The sequence below is a fragment of the Streptomyces sp. NPDC093598 genome (assembly GCF_044764825.1).
Classification (GTDB): domain Bacteria; phylum Actinomycetota; class Actinomycetes; order Streptomycetales; family Streptomycetaceae; genus Streptomyces.
Genome location: NZ_JBIWIV010000016.1, coordinates 147,471 through 167,560 on the forward strand (window position 1 = coordinate 147,471; position 20,090 = coordinate 167,560).

General features: G+C 71.1%; 15 protein-coding genes and 2 tRNA genes. 12 read left to right on the forward strand and 5 right to left on the reverse strand.

All coding sequences use genetic code 11. The features are described 5' to 3' along the window. Positions 1 to 170: 170 nt before the first annotated feature. From ACIRDU_RS32605 to ACIRDU_RS32635, 7 genes are all read left to right on the forward strand, one after another. Positions 171 to 629, forward strand: a complete 459-nt coding sequence (locus ACIRDU_RS32605) for a TIGR02611 family protein (RefSeq protein WP_403586277.1) — start codon at positions 171 to 173, stop codon at positions 627 to 629. A 46-nt stretch (positions 630 to 675) separates the two neighbouring features. Next, positions 676 to 747, forward strand: a tRNA-Val gene (locus ACIRDU_RS32610). A gap of 1,150 nt (positions 748 to 1,897) precedes the next feature. Continuing rightward, entirely contained in the window at positions 1,898 to 3,187 is a 1,290-nt protein-coding gene (locus tag ACIRDU_RS32615) for an ABC transporter substrate-binding protein (RefSeq protein WP_403586280.1), read from the forward strand. Continuing rightward, entirely contained in the window at positions 3,187 to 4,194 is a 1,008-nt protein-coding gene (locus ACIRDU_RS32620; RefSeq protein ID WP_403586282.1) for a carbohydrate ABC transporter permease, read from the forward strand. Before ACIRDU_RS32615 ends, ACIRDU_RS32620 begins: the two co-directional genes overlap by 1 nt. Next, on the forward strand, positions 4,191 to 5,114 hold the full coding sequence (locus ACIRDU_RS32625) for a carbohydrate ABC transporter permease (protein ID WP_403586285.1): 924 nt from the start codon (positions 4,191 to 4,193) through the stop codon (positions 5,112 to 5,114). The genes ACIRDU_RS32620 and ACIRDU_RS32625 overlap by 4 nt, the downstream gene beginning before the upstream one ends. Positions 5,115 to 5,121: 7 nt before the next feature. Further along, positions 5,122 to 5,712, forward strand: coding sequence for a hypothetical protein (locus ACIRDU_RS32630; RefSeq protein WP_403586287.1), 591 nt, complete (start codon positions 5,122 to 5,124; stop codon positions 5,710 to 5,712). A 111-nt stretch (positions 5,713 to 5,823) separates the two neighbouring features. After that, on the forward strand, positions 5,824 to 8,559 hold the full coding sequence (locus ACIRDU_RS32635; protein WP_403586290.1) for a Tat pathway signal sequence domain protein: 2,736 nt from the start codon (positions 5,824 to 5,826) through the stop codon (positions 8,557 to 8,559). 55 nt (positions 8,560 to 8,614) lie between these two features. On the opposite strand, the gene ACIRDU_RS32640 is transcribed toward ACIRDU_RS32635, so the two are convergent. The 4 genes from ACIRDU_RS32640 to ACIRDU_RS32655 all read right to left on the reverse strand — a co-directional run bounded on the left by ACIRDU_RS32640 (position 8,615) and on the right by ACIRDU_RS32655 (position 14,624). Beyond that, positions 8,615 to 8,821, reverse strand: a complete 207-nt coding sequence (locus ACIRDU_RS32640; RefSeq protein ID WP_391299414.1) for a hypothetical protein — start codon at positions 8,819 to 8,821, stop codon at positions 8,615 to 8,617. 11 nt (positions 8,822 to 8,832) lie between these two features. Then, on the reverse strand, positions 8,833 to 10,188 hold the full coding sequence (locus ACIRDU_RS32645; protein ID WP_403586293.1) for a diaminopimelate decarboxylase: 1,356 nt from the start codon (positions 10,186 to 10,188) through the stop codon (positions 8,833 to 8,835). Positions 10,189 to 10,440: 252 nt separating this feature from the next. Further along, positions 10,441 to 12,102 carry a helix-turn-helix domain-containing protein gene (locus ACIRDU_RS32650; RefSeq protein WP_403586296.1) on the reverse strand — a complete coding sequence of 554 codons (1,662 nt, stop codon included), beginning with the start codon at positions 12,100 to 12,102 and terminating at the stop codon, positions 10,441 to 10,443. Between the two features lie 101 nt (positions 12,103 to 12,203). Continuing rightward, complete coding sequence (locus tag ACIRDU_RS32655) at positions 12,204 to 14,624, reverse strand: SCO7613 C-terminal domain-containing membrane protein (protein ID WP_403586298.1); 2,421 nt, start codon at positions 14,622 to 14,624, stop codon at positions 12,204 to 12,206. Positions 14,625 to 14,686: 62 nt separating this feature from the next. Between ACIRDU_RS32655 and ACIRDU_RS32660 the strand changes: the two genes are divergently transcribed. Then, on the forward strand, positions 14,687 to 15,133 hold the full coding sequence (locus ACIRDU_RS32660; protein WP_403586301.1) for an SRPBCC family protein: 447 nt from the start codon (positions 14,687 to 14,689) through the stop codon (positions 15,131 to 15,133). 39 nt (positions 15,134 to 15,172) lie between these two features. Beyond that, positions 15,173 to 15,244 (forward strand) — tRNA-Val (locus ACIRDU_RS32665). Positions 15,245 to 15,312: 68 nt separating this feature from the next. Here the strand turns inward: ACIRDU_RS32665 and ACIRDU_RS32670 are convergent. Then, the gene (locus ACIRDU_RS32670; RefSeq protein WP_403586365.1) at positions 15,313 to 16,041 is read right to left on the reverse strand and encodes a 3'-5' exonuclease; all 729 of its coding nucleotides are present in this window, start codon (positions 16,039 to 16,041) and stop codon (positions 15,313 to 15,315) included. A 170-nt stretch (positions 16,042 to 16,211) separates the two neighbouring features. On the opposite strand from ACIRDU_RS32670, the gene ACIRDU_RS32675 reads away from it, so the two are divergent. From ACIRDU_RS32675 to thrS, 3 genes are all read left to right on the forward strand, one after another. Continuing rightward, positions 16,212 to 16,778 carry a DUF4365 domain-containing protein gene (locus tag ACIRDU_RS32675; protein WP_384168882.1) on the forward strand — a complete coding sequence of 189 codons (567 nt, stop codon included), beginning with the start codon at positions 16,212 to 16,214 and terminating at the stop codon, positions 16,776 to 16,778. Continuing rightward, entirely contained in the window at positions 16,775 to 18,004 is a 1,230-nt protein-coding gene (locus ACIRDU_RS32680; RefSeq protein WP_403586304.1) for a hypothetical protein, read from the forward strand. The genes ACIRDU_RS32675 and ACIRDU_RS32680 overlap by 4 nt, the downstream gene beginning before the upstream one ends. 92 nt (positions 18,005 to 18,096) lie before the next feature. After that, positions 18,097 to 20,073: a threonine--tRNA ligase gene (thrS, locus tag ACIRDU_RS32685; RefSeq protein WP_403586307.1), complete on the forward strand. Its 1,977-nt coding sequence runs from the start codon at positions 18,097 to 18,099 to the stop codon at positions 20,071 to 20,073. The last annotated feature ends 17 nt before the right edge of the window (positions 20,074 to 20,090 follow it).

The following is a 20,090-nucleotide window of genomic DNA, read 5'->3' on the forward strand; positions in this document are numbered from 1 at the left end:
AGTGTGCGCTCGGGGATTCGCACGTCGGCGAAATCGACATGCCACCTACGGTGCCGTTGTAAACCCCTCTGAGTGTTTTGCGTGCCTTTACGTAACTCTTCCGGCCGAGAGATCGTAAGCGTCGTGCGTCCATTCCGGTGACTGGTTTCGCTCGGGTAGTGTTTGGCCGTATGAATACGGGGAGTAACGAGCCGGGCGAGGTGGCCGTGGCGTCGGACGAGACGGGGACGGGCGAGGTGCACGGCGAGCAGGATCGGGGCCTCGGCTCCCGCGCGCCGGAATTCATCAAGGCCCGTCGGGCGCTGCACGTGAGCTGGCAGGTCGGCGTTTTCATCATCGGCCTCGCGGTGGTCGTGACCGGCATCATCATGCTGCCCCTGCCCGGGCCGGGCTGGGTCGTGATCTTCGGCGGCATGGCGATCTGGGCGACGGAGTTCGTGTGGGCCCAGCTGGTGCTCCGCTGGACCAAGCGGAAGGTCACCGAGGCGGCCCAGCGCGCCCTCGACCCCAAGGTGCGGCGCCGCAACATCATCCTGACGTCGGTCGGGCTGGTGATCGTGGGCGCACTGGTCGGTTTCTACCTGTGGAAGTTCGGCATCGTCATGCCGTGGAAGATCAAGGACCAGTGAGCGTCACAGGCACCCGCTGACATGGGGTAATGTTCTTCCTGCGTCCGGGCGATTAGCTCAGTGGGAGAGCGCTTCGTTCACACCGAAGAGGTCACTGGTTCGAACCCAGTATCGCCCACCCGGACCGGCGGCCCACCTGCGCGTACGCAGGTGGGCCGCCGTCGTTGTCCTGCCAGCGCCTCGCCGCCTCGCCGCCTCGGCACGCTGAGCGGCTTGGGCGGTCCCACGGCGTGACCGGAACGCCACCGGTCGAGCCGCCCGCGCTGATGCCACGCCGTCCGTCGACCGCACACGCGCTGCGGAGACCTCCTGACTGACGGCTGCCGGGCCGCTGACCGAGGTGTGGCAGGAAAGCCCGCTGCAGCAGGTCGCTCATGCTGTCGACCGAGCCCCGGATCCGCCGCCGCCGGGCCCGCCCGGAGAGCCGGACGTACCAGGGCTCCCTGGTTGGCGGGGGCCTGCGATGAAGTGCCCCGTCGGACCAGCCGGCGCCGAGACCTCTTGTGCTGGGCGCCCCTGGGAGCCCGGGTGGCCCCTGCCCGGCGAGCCGCTTGCCCCGCTGAGATCCCGCTGCCGGGCCAGCCGGCGCAGGGGCCCGTGCGGGGCCGGGCGTACGGGCAGCCCCTGTCAGGCGGGCCGCCCGCGCCGCTGGTCGCCGGGTTCCAACCGGCTGCTGGTGAGGTCTGCCCGGGGCCGGGCGCGCCAGGGAACCCTGGTCGGCCGGAGTCGCCTGCGCTGTCGACCTGGCCCTCGTCGGACCAGCTCGCGCCGAGACCCGCCCTGTGCTGGGCGCCCGAGGCCCTGGCATCAGCTGCTCGGCGGGCCGCCCGCGCCGCCGAGATCCCTCCCAACCCCATGCACCACCCCCCACGAGCCCACCCGCCGGCTCACCTCGCCCACCCCTTCCGTCGCCCCGAGTCGCCGTCACCCCCACGACCCACCACCCCACCCCGACGCCACATGGCCAAGACCAACCCCCACCCCCATGCAGCCCCTCCCTCCACTCCACCGTCGTCTTTCGGTCGCGCCGGAAACCCGCCCGAACGGCCCCTCGGCGTTCGGCGCTTCGGCCGCACCGCCGTCACCAGCGACGTCGCCCGACCCCACCCCCAGCCCTGCCTCCTCGGTCCGCGCCGTTGCCTGCCTTCTCGGTAAGAAAATCTTGTCCGAATCATTGACGCACCCTCAGCCCCTCCGTAACTTGTGCCAGCAAGCGCTTACTTGAAACGATTCATGCGAGCGGGACGACGTGCGGGGAGGTCCAAGTCGTGGTGAACGGCAGGAATGTTGAGAGACGTACGATCCTCAAGGCGGCCGGGGCTACGGCAGCCACGCTGGGGCTGGCCGCGACGACCGGGTGCGGCGGCGACGGAGGGACCTCCTCGGACGGGACGGTGACGATCCGTTACGCGTGGTGGGGTGCGGAGGACCGCGCTCAGAGAATCAACAAGACCATCGCGCTCTTCGAGAAGAAGTACCCGAAGATCAAGGTGAAAACGGACTTCCAGCCTTATCTCGACTTCTGGAAGAAGTTCAACACCCAGGCCTCCGGCGGGAATCCGCCGGACGTGTTCCAGAATGCGATCGGCTTCCTCCGGAAATACGACGCGAAGAACGTGCTGCTCGATCTCAGCGAGCAGGCCAAGGCCGGCAACCTCCGGATGGAGGGATTCCGGGCGGGCCTGGAGAAGTTCGGCGAGATCGACGGCAAGCTCCTCGGCGTTCCGGTCGGTTCCAACTCGATGGCCCTCGTCATCGACAAGCCCGTCTACGCCCGCGCCGGCGTGAAGCCGGAGCAGGGCTGGACGTGGGACGACTTCGAAGCGGGCATGAAGAAGATCCGGGACAAGACCGGTCGTGCCGGCGACAGCGGCATGTACGGCACGATGTACCTCTACGACCTGTACCTGCGCCAGAACGGCAAGGCGTTCTTCACCGAGGACGGGCTCGGCTTCACCGAGGCCGATCTGACGGACTGGTGGACGAAGGCCAGGAAGGGCGTCGAGGAGGGCATCTACTCCGACCCGAAGAAGGTCGCCCAGATCAAGCCCAAGTCCGCGCTCGCCGCGGAGCTCTCGGGCAGCGAGTTCACCTGGGACAACTTCACCGTCCGCTACACCTCCGAGGGCAAGAGCGAGTACGGCCTGGCTCCCATCCCGACGACGGACGGCAAGAAGACCGGCCAGTACCTCGGCTCCCTCATGCTGAGCGCCTCCAAGCGCACCCAGCACCCGAAGGAAGTCGCCCAGTTCATCGACTTCATGGTGCACGACCCCGAGGTCGCCAAGATCATGGGCTACGACCGGGGCGTGCCCGCGACGCAGGCCCAGTTCGACGCGTACAAGCCGACCGACCCGGTCAACCAGGCGATAGCCGCCTACGAGCAGTCCATCGTCAAGGCCGGCGTCCTCGAGCCCATCACCCCGCACCCGAACGGCGCGGACATCTGCGAGTCGGCGTTCCTGCGCATCGCCGAGGAGATGGGCCTGGGCAAGAGGTCGGTGGACGAGGCCGTCAAGCAGTTCTTCACCGAGTCGAAGACGGCTCTCGGCACCTGATGGGAACCACCGTGACACACGCCCCTGCGATGGAGGGCCTGTCCGAGGACAAGGGCTCCGAGCCGCGGCACGGTCCGGTGAAGCCCGCGCGCCCCGCCGCCCTCAAGCGGCGGCGGCGCCGGGAGAACCTGGCCGGCTTTCTCTTCATGTCCCCGTGGATCGCCGGGTTCCTGCTGCTCACGGCGGGCCCGATGGTCGCCTCGCTCTACTTCGCCTTCACCGACTACAACCTGTTCGACGCGCCCAAGTGGATCGGCCTGGACAACTTCTCGGAGATGTTCGGCGATCCGCGCTGGCGCCACTCGGTCCAGGTGACGCTCTGGTACGTCGTCGTCGGCACACCGCTCAAGCTGCTCGCGGCCCTCGGCGTGGCGCTGCTGCTCGCCCAGAGCCGGCGGGGGCAGGCCTTCTACCGGGCCGCCTTCTACGCGCCGTCGCTGATCGGCGCGAGCGTCTCCGTCGCGATCGTCTGGAAGGCGATCTTCTCGGACGACGCGATCGTCGACCGTACCCAAAAGATCTTCGGCATCGACGTCGGCGGCTGGACCGGCGACCCGGACATGATCATCTACAGCCTGGTGGCGCTCACCGTGTGGCAGTTCGGCGCCCCCATGGTCATCTTCCTGGCCGGCCTCAAGCAGGTCCCGCGCGAGCTGTACGAGGCGGCCGAGGTCGACGGGGCGGGAACGTTCCGCCGGTTCTGGAACATCACCCTGCCGATGATCTCGCCGGTGCTCTTCTTCAACGTCCTGCTGGAGACGATCCACTCCTTCCAGATCTTCAGCTCGGCGTACATCGTCGGCGGTGGCGCGGGGAGCAACGCCTGCGGTCCGGCCGACGGCTCGATGGTCTACACCTGCTACCTCTACGTCCAGGGCTTCGAGAACAGCCGCATGGGTCTGGCCTCCGCGATGGCCTGGCTCCTGCTGGTCGCGGTCGCCCTGGTGACGGCGGTGCTGTTCTGGTCCCAGAAGCGCTGGGTGCACTACGAGGAGGGCGCCCGATGAGCTCCCCCGATCTCTCGACCCCGCTCGATCGGGGGGCACCCCCATCGGCCACCGGCACCAAGCCGTCCGGATCCGGGGCGCTCCGTCACAAGCTGCCCGGCTCCCTGGCCTGGCACATCGGCTCCCTGCTGATCCTCGCGGTGATCCTGTACCCCGTGATCTGGGTCCTCGGCGGGTCCTTCAAGAAGAGCGAGGACATCGTCGGCAGCCTGGACCTCTTCCCGGGCGACCCGATCATCGGCAACTACAAGAGCCTCGCCGACGGCATCGCCGACATCTCGATCTCCACGTTCTTCTTCAACTCGCTGTTCCTCGCGGTCGGTTCCGTGATCGGGATCCTGATCTCCTGCTCGCTGACGGCCTACGCCTTCGCGAAGATCAGGTTCGCGGGCCGCAATCTGCTCTTCACGCTGATGATCGGCACGCTCCTGCTGCCGTACCACGTGCTGCTGATCCCCCAGTACGTGCTGTTCCGCAACATGGAGATGATCAACACCTACACACCGCTGCTGCTCGGCAAGTACCTGGCCACCGAGGCGTTCTTCGTCTTCCTGATGGTGCAGTTCATGCGCAACATGCCCAGGGAACTGGACGAGGCGGCCCGTCTCGACGGCTGCGGGCACTTCCGGATCTACTGGTCGATCGTGCTGCCGCTGAGCCGGCCGGCCCTGATCACCAGTGCGATCTTCACCTTCATCAACTCCTGGAACGACTTCATGGGCCCGCTGATCTACCTCAACGAGCCCGACAAGTACACGGTCTCGCTGGGCCTGAAGATGTTCGTCGACCAGGAAGGGCTGGCCAACTACGGCGGCATGATCGCGATGTCGCTGGTCGCGCTGCTGCCGGTGCTCGCCTTCTTCCTCGCCTTCCAGCGCTATCTGATCGACGGCATGGCCACGTCGGGTCTGAAGGGCTGAGGCGGGCATGGCCGGGACATCGGTGAAGGCACGAGGCGAGTCGGCGCTTGCAGAGCGGTTCGCGGTGTTCGCCGAGTGTCTGCTGACCGGTGTGTGGATCGCGGTGGCCTCACTGGGAGTCGTGACCTACCTCGCCGCGTTCGCCGCCGGGGCGCGGCATCTGCGGCGCCGCACCGCCCACGCGGGCGGCGGCTGGAGGGAGTTCGTCGCGGACTTCCGTACGGCCCTGCGCGGCGGGTGGCTCGCCGGGCTCGCCGGGTGGGCGGCCGTGGGCGCGGTCTGGGTGGACGTGCAGGCGGCCCGGGCGGGGATTCCCGGCGGGCCGCTCGTCGGGGCCTTCGGTGTCGTCGCGCTGATCGGGCTCGTCGTCGCGGGACTGCGCGCCGCGGCGGTCTGGGCGCCGGGTGCCCGCTGGCGGACGCTGCTGGCCGAGGCCGCGCGGCGCACCGTACTCGATCCCGCCGGGTCCTTCCTCATCATCGGCGGGCTGGCCGTGGTGGCCGTGTCCGCCTGGTTCTCCGCGCCGCTGGCGGCCCCCGTCCTCGGGGCCGTCGCGGCGGCGGCCGTCGCCGTGGAGGAGCGGTACCGGCACCGCTGAACGGCGGTGCCCCCCTTCCAGGTCGGCGCTCGGCGCCGCATCTCTTCCTGTCATGCCCCTGACCAGCGCACGGATTCGCTTCCCGCACGGACAAGGAAAGGCAGCATCGCCATGTCTCCCATCCCCCGCAGGTCTCTCCTCAAGGCGGCCGCCGTCACCGGAGCCGCCGCCCAGTTCAGCTGGGCGCTGGGAGCCCAGGACGCCCAGGCCGCGCCCAGAGCCGAACCCGCCGACGCCGACCCGGTGACCCTGGACTGGCTGGAGGACGGCGGCCTCGGCGCCGCACCCGGCTCCACCGTCGGCGTGCCCTGGCCCAAGGGCGCGTACCAGAAGGACCAGACGTTCGCGCTGACGGACGCCGGCGGCAAGGCCGTCCCCGTGCAGTCCTGGCCGATCGCCTACTGGCCCGACGGATCCCTCAAGTGGACCGCACACGCGGTCGCCGGGGGCGACGGCAAGCTCACCCTCGCCGCCGGGACGCCCGCCGCACCCGAGAAGAAGGTCACCGTCGGCAAGCGCGGCGGCACCATCGACATCTCGACCGGCGTCATCACCGCGAAGATCGGCACGTCCGGCTCCACGATCGTCAAATCCGTCACCCGGGGCTCCACGGAGATCGCTAAGAACGGACGGCTCGTGCTGATCCGGCAGCCCGAGATCGAGGACGAGGACCAGGGCGCGGTCAAGACCGAGCGCTTCGACGGCGTGCTCTCCAAGGTCGAGGTCGAGCAGGCGGGCCCGGTGCGCGCGGTCGTCCGCATCGACGGCAAGCACCGCAAGGGCGGCCGCAGCTGGCTGCCGTTCTCCGTCAGGCTCTACTTCTACGCGGGCGCCGACTCCTTCCGCATGGTGCACACCATCACCTACGACGGCAAGCAGGAGCCGGGCAAGGCCAGTGGTGACTTCATCCGCGGCCTCGGCGTCCGCTTCACCGTGCCGATGCGGGACGAGTCGTACGACCGCCACATCCGCATCGGCGGCGACGGCACCGGACTGCTGCGCGAGGCCGTCAAGGGCATCACCGGACTGCGCCGGGACCCGGGCGCGGCCGTGCAGGCGGCCCAGTTCGAGGGCAAGAAGCTGCCCGACCCCGCCACCTGGGACCAGCGGGTGACGACCCGGCTGCAGTACATCCCCGAGTGGGGCGACTACACCCTCTCCCAGCTCTCCGCCGACGGCTTCACACTGCGCAAGCGCACCAAGAAGGGCCACGGCTGGGTCGCCGCGGGCGGTGGCCGGCGCGCCTCCGGCTTCGGCTACGTCGGCGGCGCGAGCGGCGGGTTCTCCTTCGGGCTGCGCGACTTCTGGGAGAAGTTCCCCGCCCAGCTCGACATCCGGGACGCCCACACCGACGAGGCCGAGGTCACCCTGTGGCTCTGGTCGCCCGAGGCGCAGCCCATGGACATGCGCTTCTACCACGACGGCATGGGCCAGGACACCTACCCGGAGCAGATCGAAGGCCTCAACATCACGTACGAGGACTACGAGCCGGAGTTCGGCACCCCGTACGGCATCGCCCGCACCTCCGAACTCCTCTTCTGGGCCAACGAGTCGACGCCGAGCCCGGACCGGCTCGCCGAGCAGGTCGAGGCCGTCCGTGTGCTGCCGCAGCTGGCCGCCCCGCCCAGGCAGCTCATCAAGGCCAAGGTCTTCGGACCGGGCCTGTACTCCGAGCCCGACCGCTCCACCCCCGCCAAGGCCAAGATCGAGGACCACCTCGACTTCCTCTTCACCTACTACAAGGACCAGGTGGAGCAGCGCCGCTGGTACGGCTTCTGGGACTACGGCGACATCATGCACACCTACGACACGTTCCGGCATCAGTGGCGGTACGACATCGGCGGCTACGCCTGGGACAACTCCGAGCTGTCGCCGGACCTGTGGCTCTGGTTCGCCTACCTGCGCTCCGGCCGCGCCGACATCTTCCGCTTCGCCGAGGCCATGACCCGGCACACCGGCGAGGTCGACGTCTACCACCTGGGCAAATGGGCGGGCCTCGGCACCCGGCACGGTGTACAGCACTTCGCCGACAGCGCCAAACAGCAGCGCATCGCCAACACCACCTACCGGCGCTACTACTACTTCCTCACGGCGGACGAACGCGTCGGCGACCTCATGCACGCCAACGTCGACTCCGACGAGACGTTCCTCGCCCTCGACCCGCTGCGCAAGATCCGCACCGAGCCGTACACCCCCGACCGGCACGCCCTGTCGATCGGCTTCGGCACGGACTGGAGCGGCCTGGTGTCGGCCTGGCTGACGGAGTGGGAGCGCAAGGGCCCCAAGTGGGAGAAGGCCAAGGCCCGCGTGCTGTCGACGATGGAGACCATCGCCGCCCAGCCCAACGGTTTCGTCCAGGGCAGCGGCCTGTACGACCTGGACACGGGCAAGTTCGCCGTCGCCGGGGCCCCCAAGGTGGAGGTCTCGCACCTGTCGGCCGTCTTCGGCCTCAACGAGCTGTGCGCCGAGCTCATCGACCTCGTCGACATGCCGAAGTTCAACGAGGCGTACTTCGACTACTGCCGCTACTTCAACGCCACCAAGGCCGAACAGGCGGCACGCTACGGCTCCAACTTCGGCAACCTGCTGCTCTTCCAGGGCCACTCGCGCCTCGACGCGTACGCGGCTGTGAAGACCGGTGACGAGAAGCTTGCCAAGCGGGCGTGGGAGAAGTTCTACAACTCCGACGGCTACAAGGAGTCCGCTCCCTGGAAGACGGAGAAGCTGAGCGGCCCGGTCGCGCTGGTGCCGGGCAGCGAGGCCACCTGGGTGTCCACGAACGACACCGCGCTGTACGGCCTCGCCGCCATCGAGAACCTGGCGCTGCTCGGCGACAAGATGCCGTAGCGGGAAGCCGAACGAGCGGTTCCCGTGGCGACGCCGAGGGAACCGCTCGCTCGTCCTAGTCGATGATCTGGTTGAAGAACAGGACGGCCGGGGCCACCACCCCGCCTCCGACGCTCACGGCGACGGGCCACACGTTGCCGGCCAGCGCCGCCAGAACAGTGGCACCGATGCCCACCAGGGCTGCCAGCAGGAAGACGATCGCGGTGCGCTGACTGAGGAGCGGTCCGTCCCCGCCGGGCCGCCGACGGTTGGCCTGTGCCACCTCGGTGCCCCTTACCCGACGCCGTGAACGGGTGCGTACTCCCGCTGTCGCCCGGGGACGCCGTGGCCGTCCAGGCCCGGCACGTCCCACGGATCCTGTGCGGGACGCAGGAGTTCGAAGCGGACACCGCCGCCGTCACCGCTCGTCCGGACCCCGTGCACGGCGGGTTCGGGCAGGCTGTTGTAGTGGAAGGGCGTCGAGAAGTAGTAGGCGCCAGTGTCCGGGACGGTGATGAGGTCGCCGGGTTCCAGGAGCGGCAGCGCTCGGTCACGTGCCAGCAGGTCCCCGGCGAAGCAGGCGGGTCCCGCGATGTCCTGGCGGACCGGTCCGCCCCGCTTGGCCCTGCCGCTTGCGTCGTGCGCCTCGATCCGCAGCGGCCAGGCGTCGGGGTTGAACACCGTCCGGGTGGCCACCTGCACACCCGCGTGGGTGACCGCGATCGGCCGGCCGCCCATGTTCTTCGTGTACTCGACGTACGCGGCGGTGAACCCGTTCTTGGCGAGGACGGAACGCCCGAACTCGGTGACGATCTCGTACGCGCCGGAGAACAACGCGGGTGCCTGGGCGCGCAGCTGCCGGACGTACGTGTCGAAGGTCGGCGTGGTCTCGTCGTCGGCGAAGTTGACGGGCAGTCCGCCGCCGATGTCGATGCCGACGACCTGGCGCCGTCCGAGCGAGGCGTTGACCTCCTCGGCGAACGCCACGGCCTGCGCGACCCCGCCGGCCATGAGGTCGAGCGGGCAGCCCTGCGAACCGGCATGCGTGTGCACCCAGGTCAGCCACGGGTGGTCGTGGTAGGCGCGCAGCAGACGCTGCCGGCTTCCCGGGTCCGCCAGGGGGACGCCGAACTTCGAGGTGCTCGTCGCCGTGCTCATCGCGGCGATGCTGCCGCCGCCGAGCTGGGAGTTGACGCGCACCCCGATCCGTGAGACCGGGACGCGGTCGCCCAGTGCCCGGTCGATCCTCGCCAGTTCCTGGTAGTTGTCCGCGTTGACGGCCACACCGAGGTCGAGGGCGTGCCGCAGTTCGGCCTCCGTCTTGGCCGGGGAGTCGAAGACGATCCGGTCCGGTGCGAATCCGGCTGCCAGCGAGCGGGCCAGCTCACCCGCGGTGGCCACCTCGCAGCCCATGCCGAGCCGCCGCAGCTCCGCCAGCACCGGCACCAGACAGTTCGCCTTGGCGGCGAACGCGTGCAGCACACGCGGCGAAGAGGGGAAGGCGCGGTGCAGGGACGCGACGGTCGCTGCGACGCCGTCGAGGTCGACGAAGGCGGCCAGCTGGGACCGCCCGGCGTCCAGCAGTCCCTGCCGCACCGCTTCCTGGAGGATCAGTTCGCGCCGCTCGGCGGCGGGGGTCAGTCCGGTCATGGTCGAGCCTTCCGGTGTCGTGAGCGCGGCGCCCGGGACCGCCCCGGGGTGGAACACCAGGCTGCTGTCCGCACCGGTAGGGCGTCTTCGTCGAGTCGTCAAAGACGCCGGCCTCACCCACGGCGTCGGGACGCAACAACTCCTCTTCCGGGCTCACGCGTTGTGCGGAACGACAAAAGGGAGGACCCTCGATGGTGGCCCCGGCCGAACGGCGGACGGCACGGCGCCCGGTCGCGCCTCGGTGCCGGTCGCTCAGGGGCGTGCGCCGTCGGCGTCTTCCCCCAGACGCAACTGGACCTGGGCGAGCAGCCGGGCGTCAGGACTCTCCAGGTCCAGCCCCGACACCTGCGTGATCCGGCGCAACCGGTAGCGCAGGCTGTTGGAATGCACGCCCAGCGCCCGCGAAGCGGCGGACACGTCACCGAAGTGGTCGAGGTAGGCGCGCAGGGTCTCCACCAGGCAACTGCCGCCGTGATCGGCGTCGAACTCCCTCAGCCGGGCCACCGAGGTCCGCGGGGGCAGCGCCACCTCGCGCAGGGCGTCGACGACCTGAAGGATGCCCACGGTGTCGGCGACGTCCTCGCTCCGCGCGACGGTGTGCGGCCCGGTGGCCGCGATGAGCGCCTGCAGGGTCCGCTCGGCCGACCGGCGTGATGCGGGCGCCTGTGCCAGGCCGGGGACCACGTCGCCGAGCCCCACCTTCACGGCCGAGCCGATCGTCGCCGACAGCTGCTCGGCCAGTGCAGTGCCGAGCCGCCTCACCTGGCCGTCGGCCCGCCCCGGGTCGCGCTCCAGCCCGCTCAGCAGCACCAAGGTCCTGCCGCCCGCCGGGACCACCACGACTCGGTGGCCCAGGGCCGCGCAGTGCAAGGTCAGCAGGCCGTACAGCCCGGACGGGTCGTCGTCCCCGTGGCGGCCCGCCCCCGTTCCCACGGCCAGTACGGCACAAGGCTCCCGCGGCGGCAGCGAGGCCCGCTCCGCGAGCACCTCGACGGATCCTCGGTCCTCCAGCAGCGCCCGGGCCGCATCCTCCACCAGACGGCTGTCCGAGCTGTGGGTGCGGTGATGCAGCAGGTGGGCGGCGGCGGCCCGGGCCGCCGCGCGCAGCGTCTCCGCGGCGTTCGGCGACAGCGGGCGGCCGGCCACCGCCGCCACCCAGATGGACCCCAGCGCCTCTCCGCCCGCCCGCACAGCGCCGACCAGACGCTCCGGATCCTGTCCGTGGGCGGGCCGGTGCAGCACATCGTCCGCACCCCACAGCGCCTGGAAGAACCCCGCCTCCCGCATGGCCGCCACCCGCCAGGGCGGCACACGACGGCCGAGGATGGTCAGCCGGCGCATCTCGTCCACGTTCTCCTCGGTGGAGGAGTACGCCAGCACCCGCGACTCCGTGTCCTCGATCGTCACCGAGCCTCCCACCAGGGCGGCCACCGCATCGGCCAGTGAGTCCAGATCGCCCAGGCGCACGCCGCTGGTGGCGGGCATCGGGGGCACACCCGCCGCGGCCAGCCCCGCCCTCAGCACCCCCACGAGCTGTGCCCACGTGCACCAGGCGGTACGGAAGAGCACCGCCGTGCCGCTCTCCTCCGCGGCTGCCTGCAACGCCCGCGCGGCGGGCTCCGGCCGCCCCGGGCCGAACACCACACCCGCCGCACCGGCCTCACCGGCCCGGCGCACCACGTCGACCGCGTGTGCCGAGCGCGGGTCGACGCCGACCGCGAGCAGTAACTCCCGCGGCCTGATCACGGGTTCCAGGGCGTCCAGCACATGGACACCGGTGACGCTCGTCCGCAGTCCCTCCGGGGCCGTGTGCAGCTCCACGGCTCCCACCCCCACCACCGAGAGCAGGCGCTCCAGTGTCCCCTGGCCCTCGGCGCCCGTGCCCCGGCCCGACGATCCCCCCAGGTCCGTCATGATGCCTCCCCGGTCCCCGGCCCGACCGTGCCCCTCGCAGCGGCCGACCGGAGAACGTATGACATCACGGGCGTTGTCCGCCGTCGAGACGGCCTTGACATCTAGTGCATCCTCCCCAGAACCTCCCGCACCCGCCGGACGTCCCGGATGCGGTGCTCGTACGTCGCCCCGAGTGCGAGCAGCAGGAGTCCGGCGAGGGCGGGAGGGGCCCAGCGGGGGAGTGCCCCCGTCACCTGCACCACGTACGGGGCGAGTTCGTGCAGGGTGACCAGGGCCAGCACCGAGCCGCCGAGCACCAGCGGCGCCTGGAGGCGGTGCCGGGCACCGAGCAGGGTGACCAGCAGCGCCGCGCCGCCGAGCAGGAGGGGCCGCGTCCAGTGCGGATCGGCCCAGGCGGCGACCAGGCTCGGCAGCAGCGTGGCGGCGAGTCCGGGGCCGTACGCCGTCCAGGACGACGCCTGCGGATCGCGGCGCCGGCGCAGGGCTCCGACGAGCAGCCCCGGGACGGTCACCGGGAGCGTGTACGCCTCGGGTGTGCCGACGTCCCAGGCGGCCAGACGGACCCAGGCGGCCAGCACGAACAGGGCCGTGGCCGCGTAGCCCACGGGACGGCGCTCGGCACGCAGGGCCGTGCCCGCGGCGATCACCCCGCACAGGGCCAGCACCAGGGCGAGCACCGGCGGGTCGGTGACGGCGAGAGCCACGGCGAACAGACCGAGGGCGGCTCCCACGGCCTCGACGGACACTGTCGTCCGCGGACTGTCCGCTCGCGCCGCCAGCAGCGCGGCGGCAGCGGCAACCACCAGCACCATCAAGGCGGTTCGGGCCGGTGGCCAGTCCGCGGCGGCACCGGACGCCGAGGCCAGCGCGGCGGCGTACACGAGAGCCGCCGGAGCAGTGAAGGGGGCGACGCCCGTCCGCCACGAGGCCGCTGCGAACAGCACCGTGAGCGCGGACAGCGCGACGAGGGTCGCCGACTGGGACGCGAGGGAGACCAGGGTGAGGCCGGCGGCCGTGACCAGAGCGAGGACGAGGGCCGTGACCCGCGCGGCCGACGCCGTGATCCGGCACGCGTACAGCGCGACCGCCGTCATGACGCCCAGAACCAGCATCCCCGCGAGGTACGGGACCTCGAGGACCGCCGGGAGCATCGCAGCCGTGGCCCAGAGCAGACCCACGGAACCCAGCCGGGCACGCCCACGCCACTCCTGCGCGCGGACCCCCAGGGCGAGAACGGCGGCGACAGCCACCAGCACCAGGGGAGCCATTGCCGCGTACGGCGGCCAGGGCACCTCCACGGCCACCGCCGCACGGGCGTCGGAAGGAGCACCGCTCCACACCCGGTGCAGCCGGCCGGCCGGCCCCAGCAGCACCACGGCGACGACGGGCAGCGTCCACAGCACGGACAGCGCCTGTACGGCACCGGAGGCCCAGGCGAAGCCCAGCCGCATCGCGTCCGGCAGCCGTTCGACCCGTACCGCCGCCAACAGGGCGATGGCCACGACCAGATGAGCCGGAACCGCCCAGTGCGACGGCACCCCGGAACGGGCCACCCCGCCGAGCGCGGCCACCACGAGCAGCCCGGACGTGAGCGCGAGGCCGAGGGCGTGCCGCGTGCCCGGCCCCCACCAGGCCGCACCCAGGGCGATCCCCGCAGCGAGAAGCAGCAGTGCCCCGGCACGCAAGGCGTCACCAGGGCCGTCGGCCGTCAAGCACAGCCGGCCGGCGCCCAGGACACCCCAGCCGCCCATGCCGTACGCGCTCACGACGGCGGTGATCCGTACGGGCCCGGCCTTCAACCGCACCACCGACACCGCGTCGAACCCGGCCGTCACCAGCAGCGCGGCCGTGATCACGTACGGATCCGCACCGGTGGCCAGGGCCCACAGCAGCAAGGGGAGCTGGGCCGCTGCCAGGGCGCAGGGCAGGGGCAGGCGCAGCGCGGCCGTGGCCGGCAGCAGGCCGTACGCCGACCAGGTCGCCGCCAGCACCGCCGAGGCGGCGGCCGCGTACCCGGTGCCGTCCGCCCCGGACACGGCCGCCGCGTGCAGTGCGTAGGCGTCGAGGACCGTCAGGGCGAGCCCGAGGCCCGCCAGGGACTCGGCCGTCGACCGCAGCCCGCGCTTGAGCAGTGCCGCGGGCGCGGCGAGCGTGGCCACTGTAACCCCGCCGAGCACCAGCGCACGCCCGGCGATCCCCATGTGCCCCCAGCTGACCAGGGTGAACACCGCCGCCGCGAGGGTGAGCAGGACACCGCCGAGGACCAGCAGCAGGTTCTGCACGCTGGGCGCGGCCGTCTCCGGGCGGGGCGGTGCGGTGGGCGGCGGCTGTGTCGATGCCTGGGCGCGCGGCTGCTGCTGCGTCTGGTGCAGCGCCGCGACCAGCCAGGCGCGACGGGCCAGCAACTGGGCGCGCCGGGCGTCCAGTTGCCACAGTTCGGCGTCGAGGAGCCGCAATTCCTCGGCCGGGGGCGGAAGGTGGTTCATGGATCGCAGTGTGGTCCGCGTCACCTCGCACGGCATGAGTCCGGATACTCAGGCCCGTACTCATACAGCCCCACGCCGCCAGTGGGCAGACTGCCGGCATGGACTGGAACCATTACCGCTTCCGCAGTCTGTGGGCCCTGCCCGCACCCCCCGCGACCGTGTACGACGTGCTGGCACGCCCCGAGGACTATCCGCACTGGTGGCGCCAGGTGCGGGAGGCGACCCGGCTCGACGGCACCACCGGGGTGATCCGCATCCGCTCCGTCCTGCCGTACGACATGACCTGCACGGCGCGGGAGGTGCGGCGCGACCGCGCGGCCGGAGTGCTGGAGACCGCGTTGTCCGGGGACATCGAGGGCTGGGCGCGCTGGACGGTCACGCCGCACGGGACGGGCAGTGTCGCGCGGTACGACCAGGTCGTCAGCGTGCACAAGCCACTGCTGCGGCGGCTTGCCGTACCGGGACGGCCCGTCTTCCGCGTCAACCACGCGCTGATGATGCGGTCCGGGCGGCGCGGACTCCTCAGGCACCTCCAAGCGGTTTGAAGGAAGCGTCCCCGGACCTGTATGGTTCAGTGCGTTCCCGGGCGATTAGCTCAGTGGGAGAGCGCTTCGTTCACACCGAAGAGGTCACTGGTTCGAACCCAGTATCGCCCACCGGAAACAGCCGGTCCGTCTCAGACGGACCGGTTTTTTCATGCCCTCGCGGGCCCCGCGCCGGGTGCTCAGGCCGCCGCCGGCAGGTCCGGACGCAGCGGCCAGGCCGGGTCGACCGCCTCGTCCACACCGCTGCGCGCGAACCACGCCTGAAGGCCCCGCGCCTGCGCCGCGTGCCAGACCGCCTGAAGGGTGTGCAGCTCACCCGGGGCGAGACGCTCCAGCCGGGACGCGAAGCGGCGGCCCACCGCCCGCGTGACCTCCAGCGCCGCCACGGCGTCCGCCGCCGCGTCGTGCGCGCCCTCCAGGGTGACGCCGTAGTGCGCGCACAGGTCGGTCAGGGTGCGGCGGCCCTTGCGGTAGCGGTCCAGATGCTTGTCCAGGACCCGCGGGTCCAGTACGGACAGCGGCGCCGACTCGAACCAGCGGCCGAGCGCCGAGGCGCGGTGGCGACGCAACTCCCGGTCCAGCATGGTCAGATCGAACGGAGCGTTCATCACCACGACCGGCCGCCCGGCGTGCGCCTGCTCGGCCAGCGCCTGCGCTATCTCGTACATCACCGGCGCCGGCCACCGGCCGTTGCGCTGGAGGTGTTCCTCCGTCAGTCCGTGCACCGCCGTCGCCTCGGCGGGCACCGGCACCCCCGGGTTCACCAGCCAGCGGCTCACCCGCGGCCGGATGCCCGGGGCATCCTGGACGACGACGGCGGCCGACACGATCCGGTCGGTCTCGACGTCCACGCCCGTCGTCTCCGTGTCGAAGGCGGCCAGCGGCCCCTCGTACCAGCACGTCGTCATAGCCACCACAACCCCTCGTTCAACTTCGGCAGTTGACGCACCGTCCGCTGCCCGATCCGGTGATACCCGGGCTGTTTGCGCCGTACGCCGGAAGGAGACAACAGGAGTACGGGTTGATGCAGTTCAGCGGCCCGCAGCGGGGAATCACTTGTTCTGGAAGGCTGTTGGCCATGGCCATTGCGCAGCCCGAACGGGGCGGGCTGCTGCCCGAGCGCACGGCTCCCTCTCGCGGCACACTCGCCACCACCGCCTGCATGGAGACACTGCAGGTCGGTTATCTGCACGCCGTCGCGGCAGCCGCCGGCTGCTCACTGTCCCAGCCCTTTCCCGACAACGGCATCGACTGGCACGTCAGCCACAGCGCCCCCGGGCACACGGTCGACGACGAGGTCACCATCAAGGTGCAGCTCAAGGCCACCTACCAGGTGCCGCCCAGCCCCCCGGGCCGCACCTTCTCCTTCACGCTCGACAACGACCACCTGGCGAAGCTCGCCCGCACCCCCGTGTCGGTGCACAAGATCCTGGTGGTGATGCTGGTGCCGCGCTCCCAGGACGACTGGCTGCGCGCCGGCCACGACCGGCTCGACCTGAGGCACTGCTGCTACTGGACCAACCTCGCCGGACAGCCGATCACCGGCCGCCGCCGCACCACCGTGCGCATACCGACCTCACGCATCTTCGACGACCGGGCCCTGTGCGAGATCATGACGCGGGTCGGGACGGGAGGGAAACCGTGACGCACCGCCCGACCGAGGAGCCACTGAGGCAGGTCCGGCCGCACCCCGTCGAGACACCGGGGCGGAACGGCCGCCCGCCCGAGCCCACCGATGTCGACCCGGCCGTGCTGAGCGCCCTGCTGCGCCGGCACGGCTGGCAGCGGCGCGGCGGCGCCCCGGGACGCTACGGCCGCTGGACCCCGCCCGGCCCCGGCGGCGCCGGCACCAGCCTCCTGGTGCCGGAGAGCCGCGCCTTCCCTGACAGCGACGACCTGCTCGGCGAGGCCCTGCTCGCCCTGTCCCGCAGCGGCACGCCGTCCGCCCGCGAGGTCCTGGTCTCCCTCGCCGTGCCCAGTGACGAGATCCGCTGGTGGCACGACGTCCCCGCCGGGCCCGCCGGCGCGGCGTCCTGGACCGCCGAGGACCGGCTGCGCGGCGCCGCCCGCCGGATGCTGCTCGCGGCGGCCCTCGCCACCCGCGCACGGGCCGGCTACCACGGCGCCCGCCACCGGCGCTCCGCCGCCGCGGCCCTGCGCGACGTCCTGGTCGGCTCCGCCACCGACGGCCGGCTCACCGCCTTCGTGCCGGTCACCGGCGGCCGCCCCCTGGCCGTACGCCTCCACCAGGCCCTGTTCGCCGCCCGGGAGGCCATCGACTACCAGCGAGCCACCGGCGGCATGGACGCCTTCGACGCGGCGGTCGAGGCCGGAGTGAGCCACGAGCTCACCGAGGCCCTCGTCGCCCTCGTCCGGGGCACGGAGGGCGCCCGGATCGCTGTCGAATGGGCCCCGGCGGCCGGTGTGCCAGAGGGCTGCGCGCCCTGCGCCGAGCCCGTCGAGTTCTCACCCGGCGATCTGGCCGTGCTGCGCGACGCGAGCGCCCGCTACCTGCGCGAGGAACCCGCCGTGCCGGTGCGGATCACGGGAGCGGTGGTACGGCTGCGCCGGTCCGGGCCGCGCGGCGACGGCACCGTACGGCTGCGCGTGCTGGCCGGGGCCGACGTACCGAACGTCCGGATCACCCTGGACGAGGAGGCGTACCGGATCGCCGGGCACGCCCACCTCGTCGGGCTCCCGGTGCGGGTGCAGGGGCGGCTCGAGAGCAGGGGCGGATTCCGCCGCCTGACCGGCGCCCACGGCGTCGTACCCGTGCAGGTCGACGACGCCGACCGGGACCGGCTGATGAAGGAGCTCCAGGAGAACCTGGACTTCTTCGAGGAGGCCTGCGGAGGGGACTGCGGGGACTGATTTCGCGAAGGGTGGTCCCGGGTCGGTACGATCCTTACTCGTGCGCGCGCTCCGGTATGGCGCCCGCGGCCCCCTTCAGTCAGGAGAGACCGGTGTCAGACGTCCGTGTGATCATCCAGCGCGATTCCGAGCGGGAAGAACGCGTGGTGACGACGGGCACTACGGCCGCCGAGCTCTTCGCCGGCGAGCGCTCGATCATCGCCGCCCGCGTGGCCGGCGAACTCAGGGACCTGTCGTACGCCCTGTCCGAGGGCGACGAGGTCGAGGGCGTCGAGATCTCCTCCGAGGACGGCCTCAACATCCTGCGCCACTCCACCGCGCACGTCATGGCGCAGGCCGTGCAGGAGCTCTTCCCCGAGGCCAAGCTCGGCATCGGCCCGCCCGTCAAGGACGGCTTCTACTACGACTTCGACGTCGAGAAGCCGTTCACGCCGGAGGATCTCAAGGCCATCGAGAAGAAGATGCAGGAGATCCAGAAGCGGGGGCAGCGCTTCTCCCGCCGCGTGGTCACCGACGAGGCCGCCCGCGAGGAGCTGGCCGGCGAGCCCTACAAACTGGAGCTGATCGGCCTCAAGGGCTCCGCCTCCAGCGACGACGGCGCGGACGTCGAGGTCGGCGCCGGTGAGCTGACGATCTACGACAACCTGGACGCCAAGACCGGCGACCTGTGCTGGAAGGACCTCTGCCGAGGCCCCCACCTGCCGTCGACCCGTGCGATCCCGGCCTTCAAGCTGATGCGCAACGCGGCCGCCTACTGGCGCGGCAGCGAGAAGAACCCCATGCTCCAGCGCATCTACGGCACCGCCTGGCCCACCAAGGACGAGCTGAAGGCGCACCTGGAGTTCCTCGCCGAGGCCGAGAAGCGCGACCACCGCAAGCTGGGCAGCGAGCTCGACCTGTTCTCCGTCCCCGAGCAGATCGGCTCCGGCCTCGCCGTCTTCCACCCCAAGGGCGGCGTCATCCGCCGGGTCATGGAGGACTACTCGCGGCGCCGCCACGAGGAAGAGGGCTACGAGTTCGTCTACACCCCGCACGCCACCAAGGGGAAGCTCTTCGAGACCTCGGGCCACCTGGACTGGTACGCCGACGGCATGTACCCGCCCATGCAGCTCGACGAGGGCGTGGACTACTACCTCAAGCCCATGAACTGCCCGATGCACAACCTGATCTTCGACGCGCGCGGGCGTTCCTACCGGGAACTGCCGCTGCGCCTCTTCGAGTTCGGGACGGTGTATCGCTACGAGAAGTCGGGCGTCGTGCACGGCCTGACCCGGGCCCGCGGCTTCACCCAGGACGACGCGCACATCTACTGCACCCGCGAGCAGATGTCGGAGGAGCTCGACAAGACGCTCACCTTCGTCCTCGGCCTGCTGCGCGACTACGGACTGACCGACTTCTACCTGGAGCTGTCCACCAAGGACCCGGAGAAGTTCGTCGGCTCGGACGAGGCCTGGGAGGAGGCCACGGAGACGCTGCGCCAGGTCGCCGAGAAGCAGGGCCTGCCCCTGGTGCCCGACCCGGGCGGTGCCGCCTTCTACGGTCCGAAGATCTCCGTGCAGACCAAGGACGCCATCGGCCGCACCTGGCAGATGTCGACCATCCAGCTCGACTTCAACCTGCCGGAGCGCTTCGACCTGGAGTACACGGGTCCCGACGGCTCCAAGCAGCGCCCCGTCATGATCCACCGCGCGCTGTTCGGCTCCATCGAGCGCTTCTTCGCGGTGCTCCTGGAGCACTACGCGGGTGCCTTCCCGGCGTGGCTGGCGCCGGTCCAGGCGGTCGGCATCCCGATCGGCGACGCCCACGTGGAGTACCTACAGAAGTTCGCCGCCGCGGCCAGGAAGAAGGGCCTGCGCGTCGAGGTCGACTCCTCCTCCGACCGCATGCAGAAGAAGATCCGCAACGCCCAGAAGCAGAAGGTGCCCTTCATGGTCATCGCGGGTGACGAGGACATGTCCCACGAGTCCGTGTCCTTCCGCTACCGCGACGGCTCGCAGGAGAACGGCATCCCCTTCGACGAGGCCATCGCGAAGATCCTGAAGGTCGTCGAGGAGCGCGCTCAGGTCTGATCTCACGGTGCACGGGC

What these genes read in the sequence shown, in the direction of transcription:
- ACIRDU_RS32655 (WP_403586298.1), bottom strand. Translation starts at nt 14,624, where the DNA reads ATGCCGTGCGAGGTGACGCGGACCACACTGCGATCCATGAACCACCTT.
- ACIRDU_RS32620 (WP_403586282.1), top strand. Translation starts at nt 3,187, where the DNA reads ATGGGAACCACCGTGACACACGCCCCTGCGATGGAGGGCCTGTCCGAG.
- ACIRDU_RS32625 (WP_403586285.1), top strand. Translation starts at nt 4,191, where the DNA reads ATGAGCTCCCCCGATCTCTCGACCCCGCTCGATCGGGGGGCACCCCCA.
- ACIRDU_RS32645 (WP_403586293.1), bottom strand. Translation starts at nt 10,188, where the DNA reads ATGACCGGACTGACCCCCGCCGCCGAGCGGCGCGAACTGATCCTCCAG.
- ACIRDU_RS32635 (WP_403586290.1), top strand. Translation starts at nt 5,824, where the DNA reads ATGTCTCCCATCCCCCGCAGGTCTCTCCTCAAGGCGGCCGCCGTCACC.
- ACIRDU_RS32675 (WP_384168882.1), top strand. Translation starts at nt 16,212, where the DNA reads ATGGCCATTGCGCAGCCCGAACGGGGCGGGCTGCTGCCCGAGCGCACG.
- ACIRDU_RS32630 (WP_403586287.1), top strand. Translation starts at nt 5,122, where the DNA reads ATGGCCGGGACATCGGTGAAGGCACGAGGCGAGTCGGCGCTTGCAGAG.
- ACIRDU_RS32605 (WP_403586277.1), top strand. Translation starts at nt 171, where the DNA reads ATGAATACGGGGAGTAACGAGCCGGGCGAGGTGGCCGTGGCGTCGGAC.
- ACIRDU_RS32670 (WP_403586365.1), bottom strand. Translation starts at nt 16,041, where the DNA reads ATGACGACGTGCTGGTACGAGGGGCCGCTGGCCGCCTTCGACACGGAG.
- ACIRDU_RS32660 (WP_403586301.1), top strand. Translation starts at nt 14,687, where the DNA reads ATGGACTGGAACCATTACCGCTTCCGCAGTCTGTGGGCCCTGCCCGCA.
- ACIRDU_RS32650 (WP_403586296.1), bottom strand. Translation starts at nt 12,102, where the DNA reads ATGACGGACCTGGGGGGATCGTCGGGCCGGGGCACGGGCGCCGAGGGC.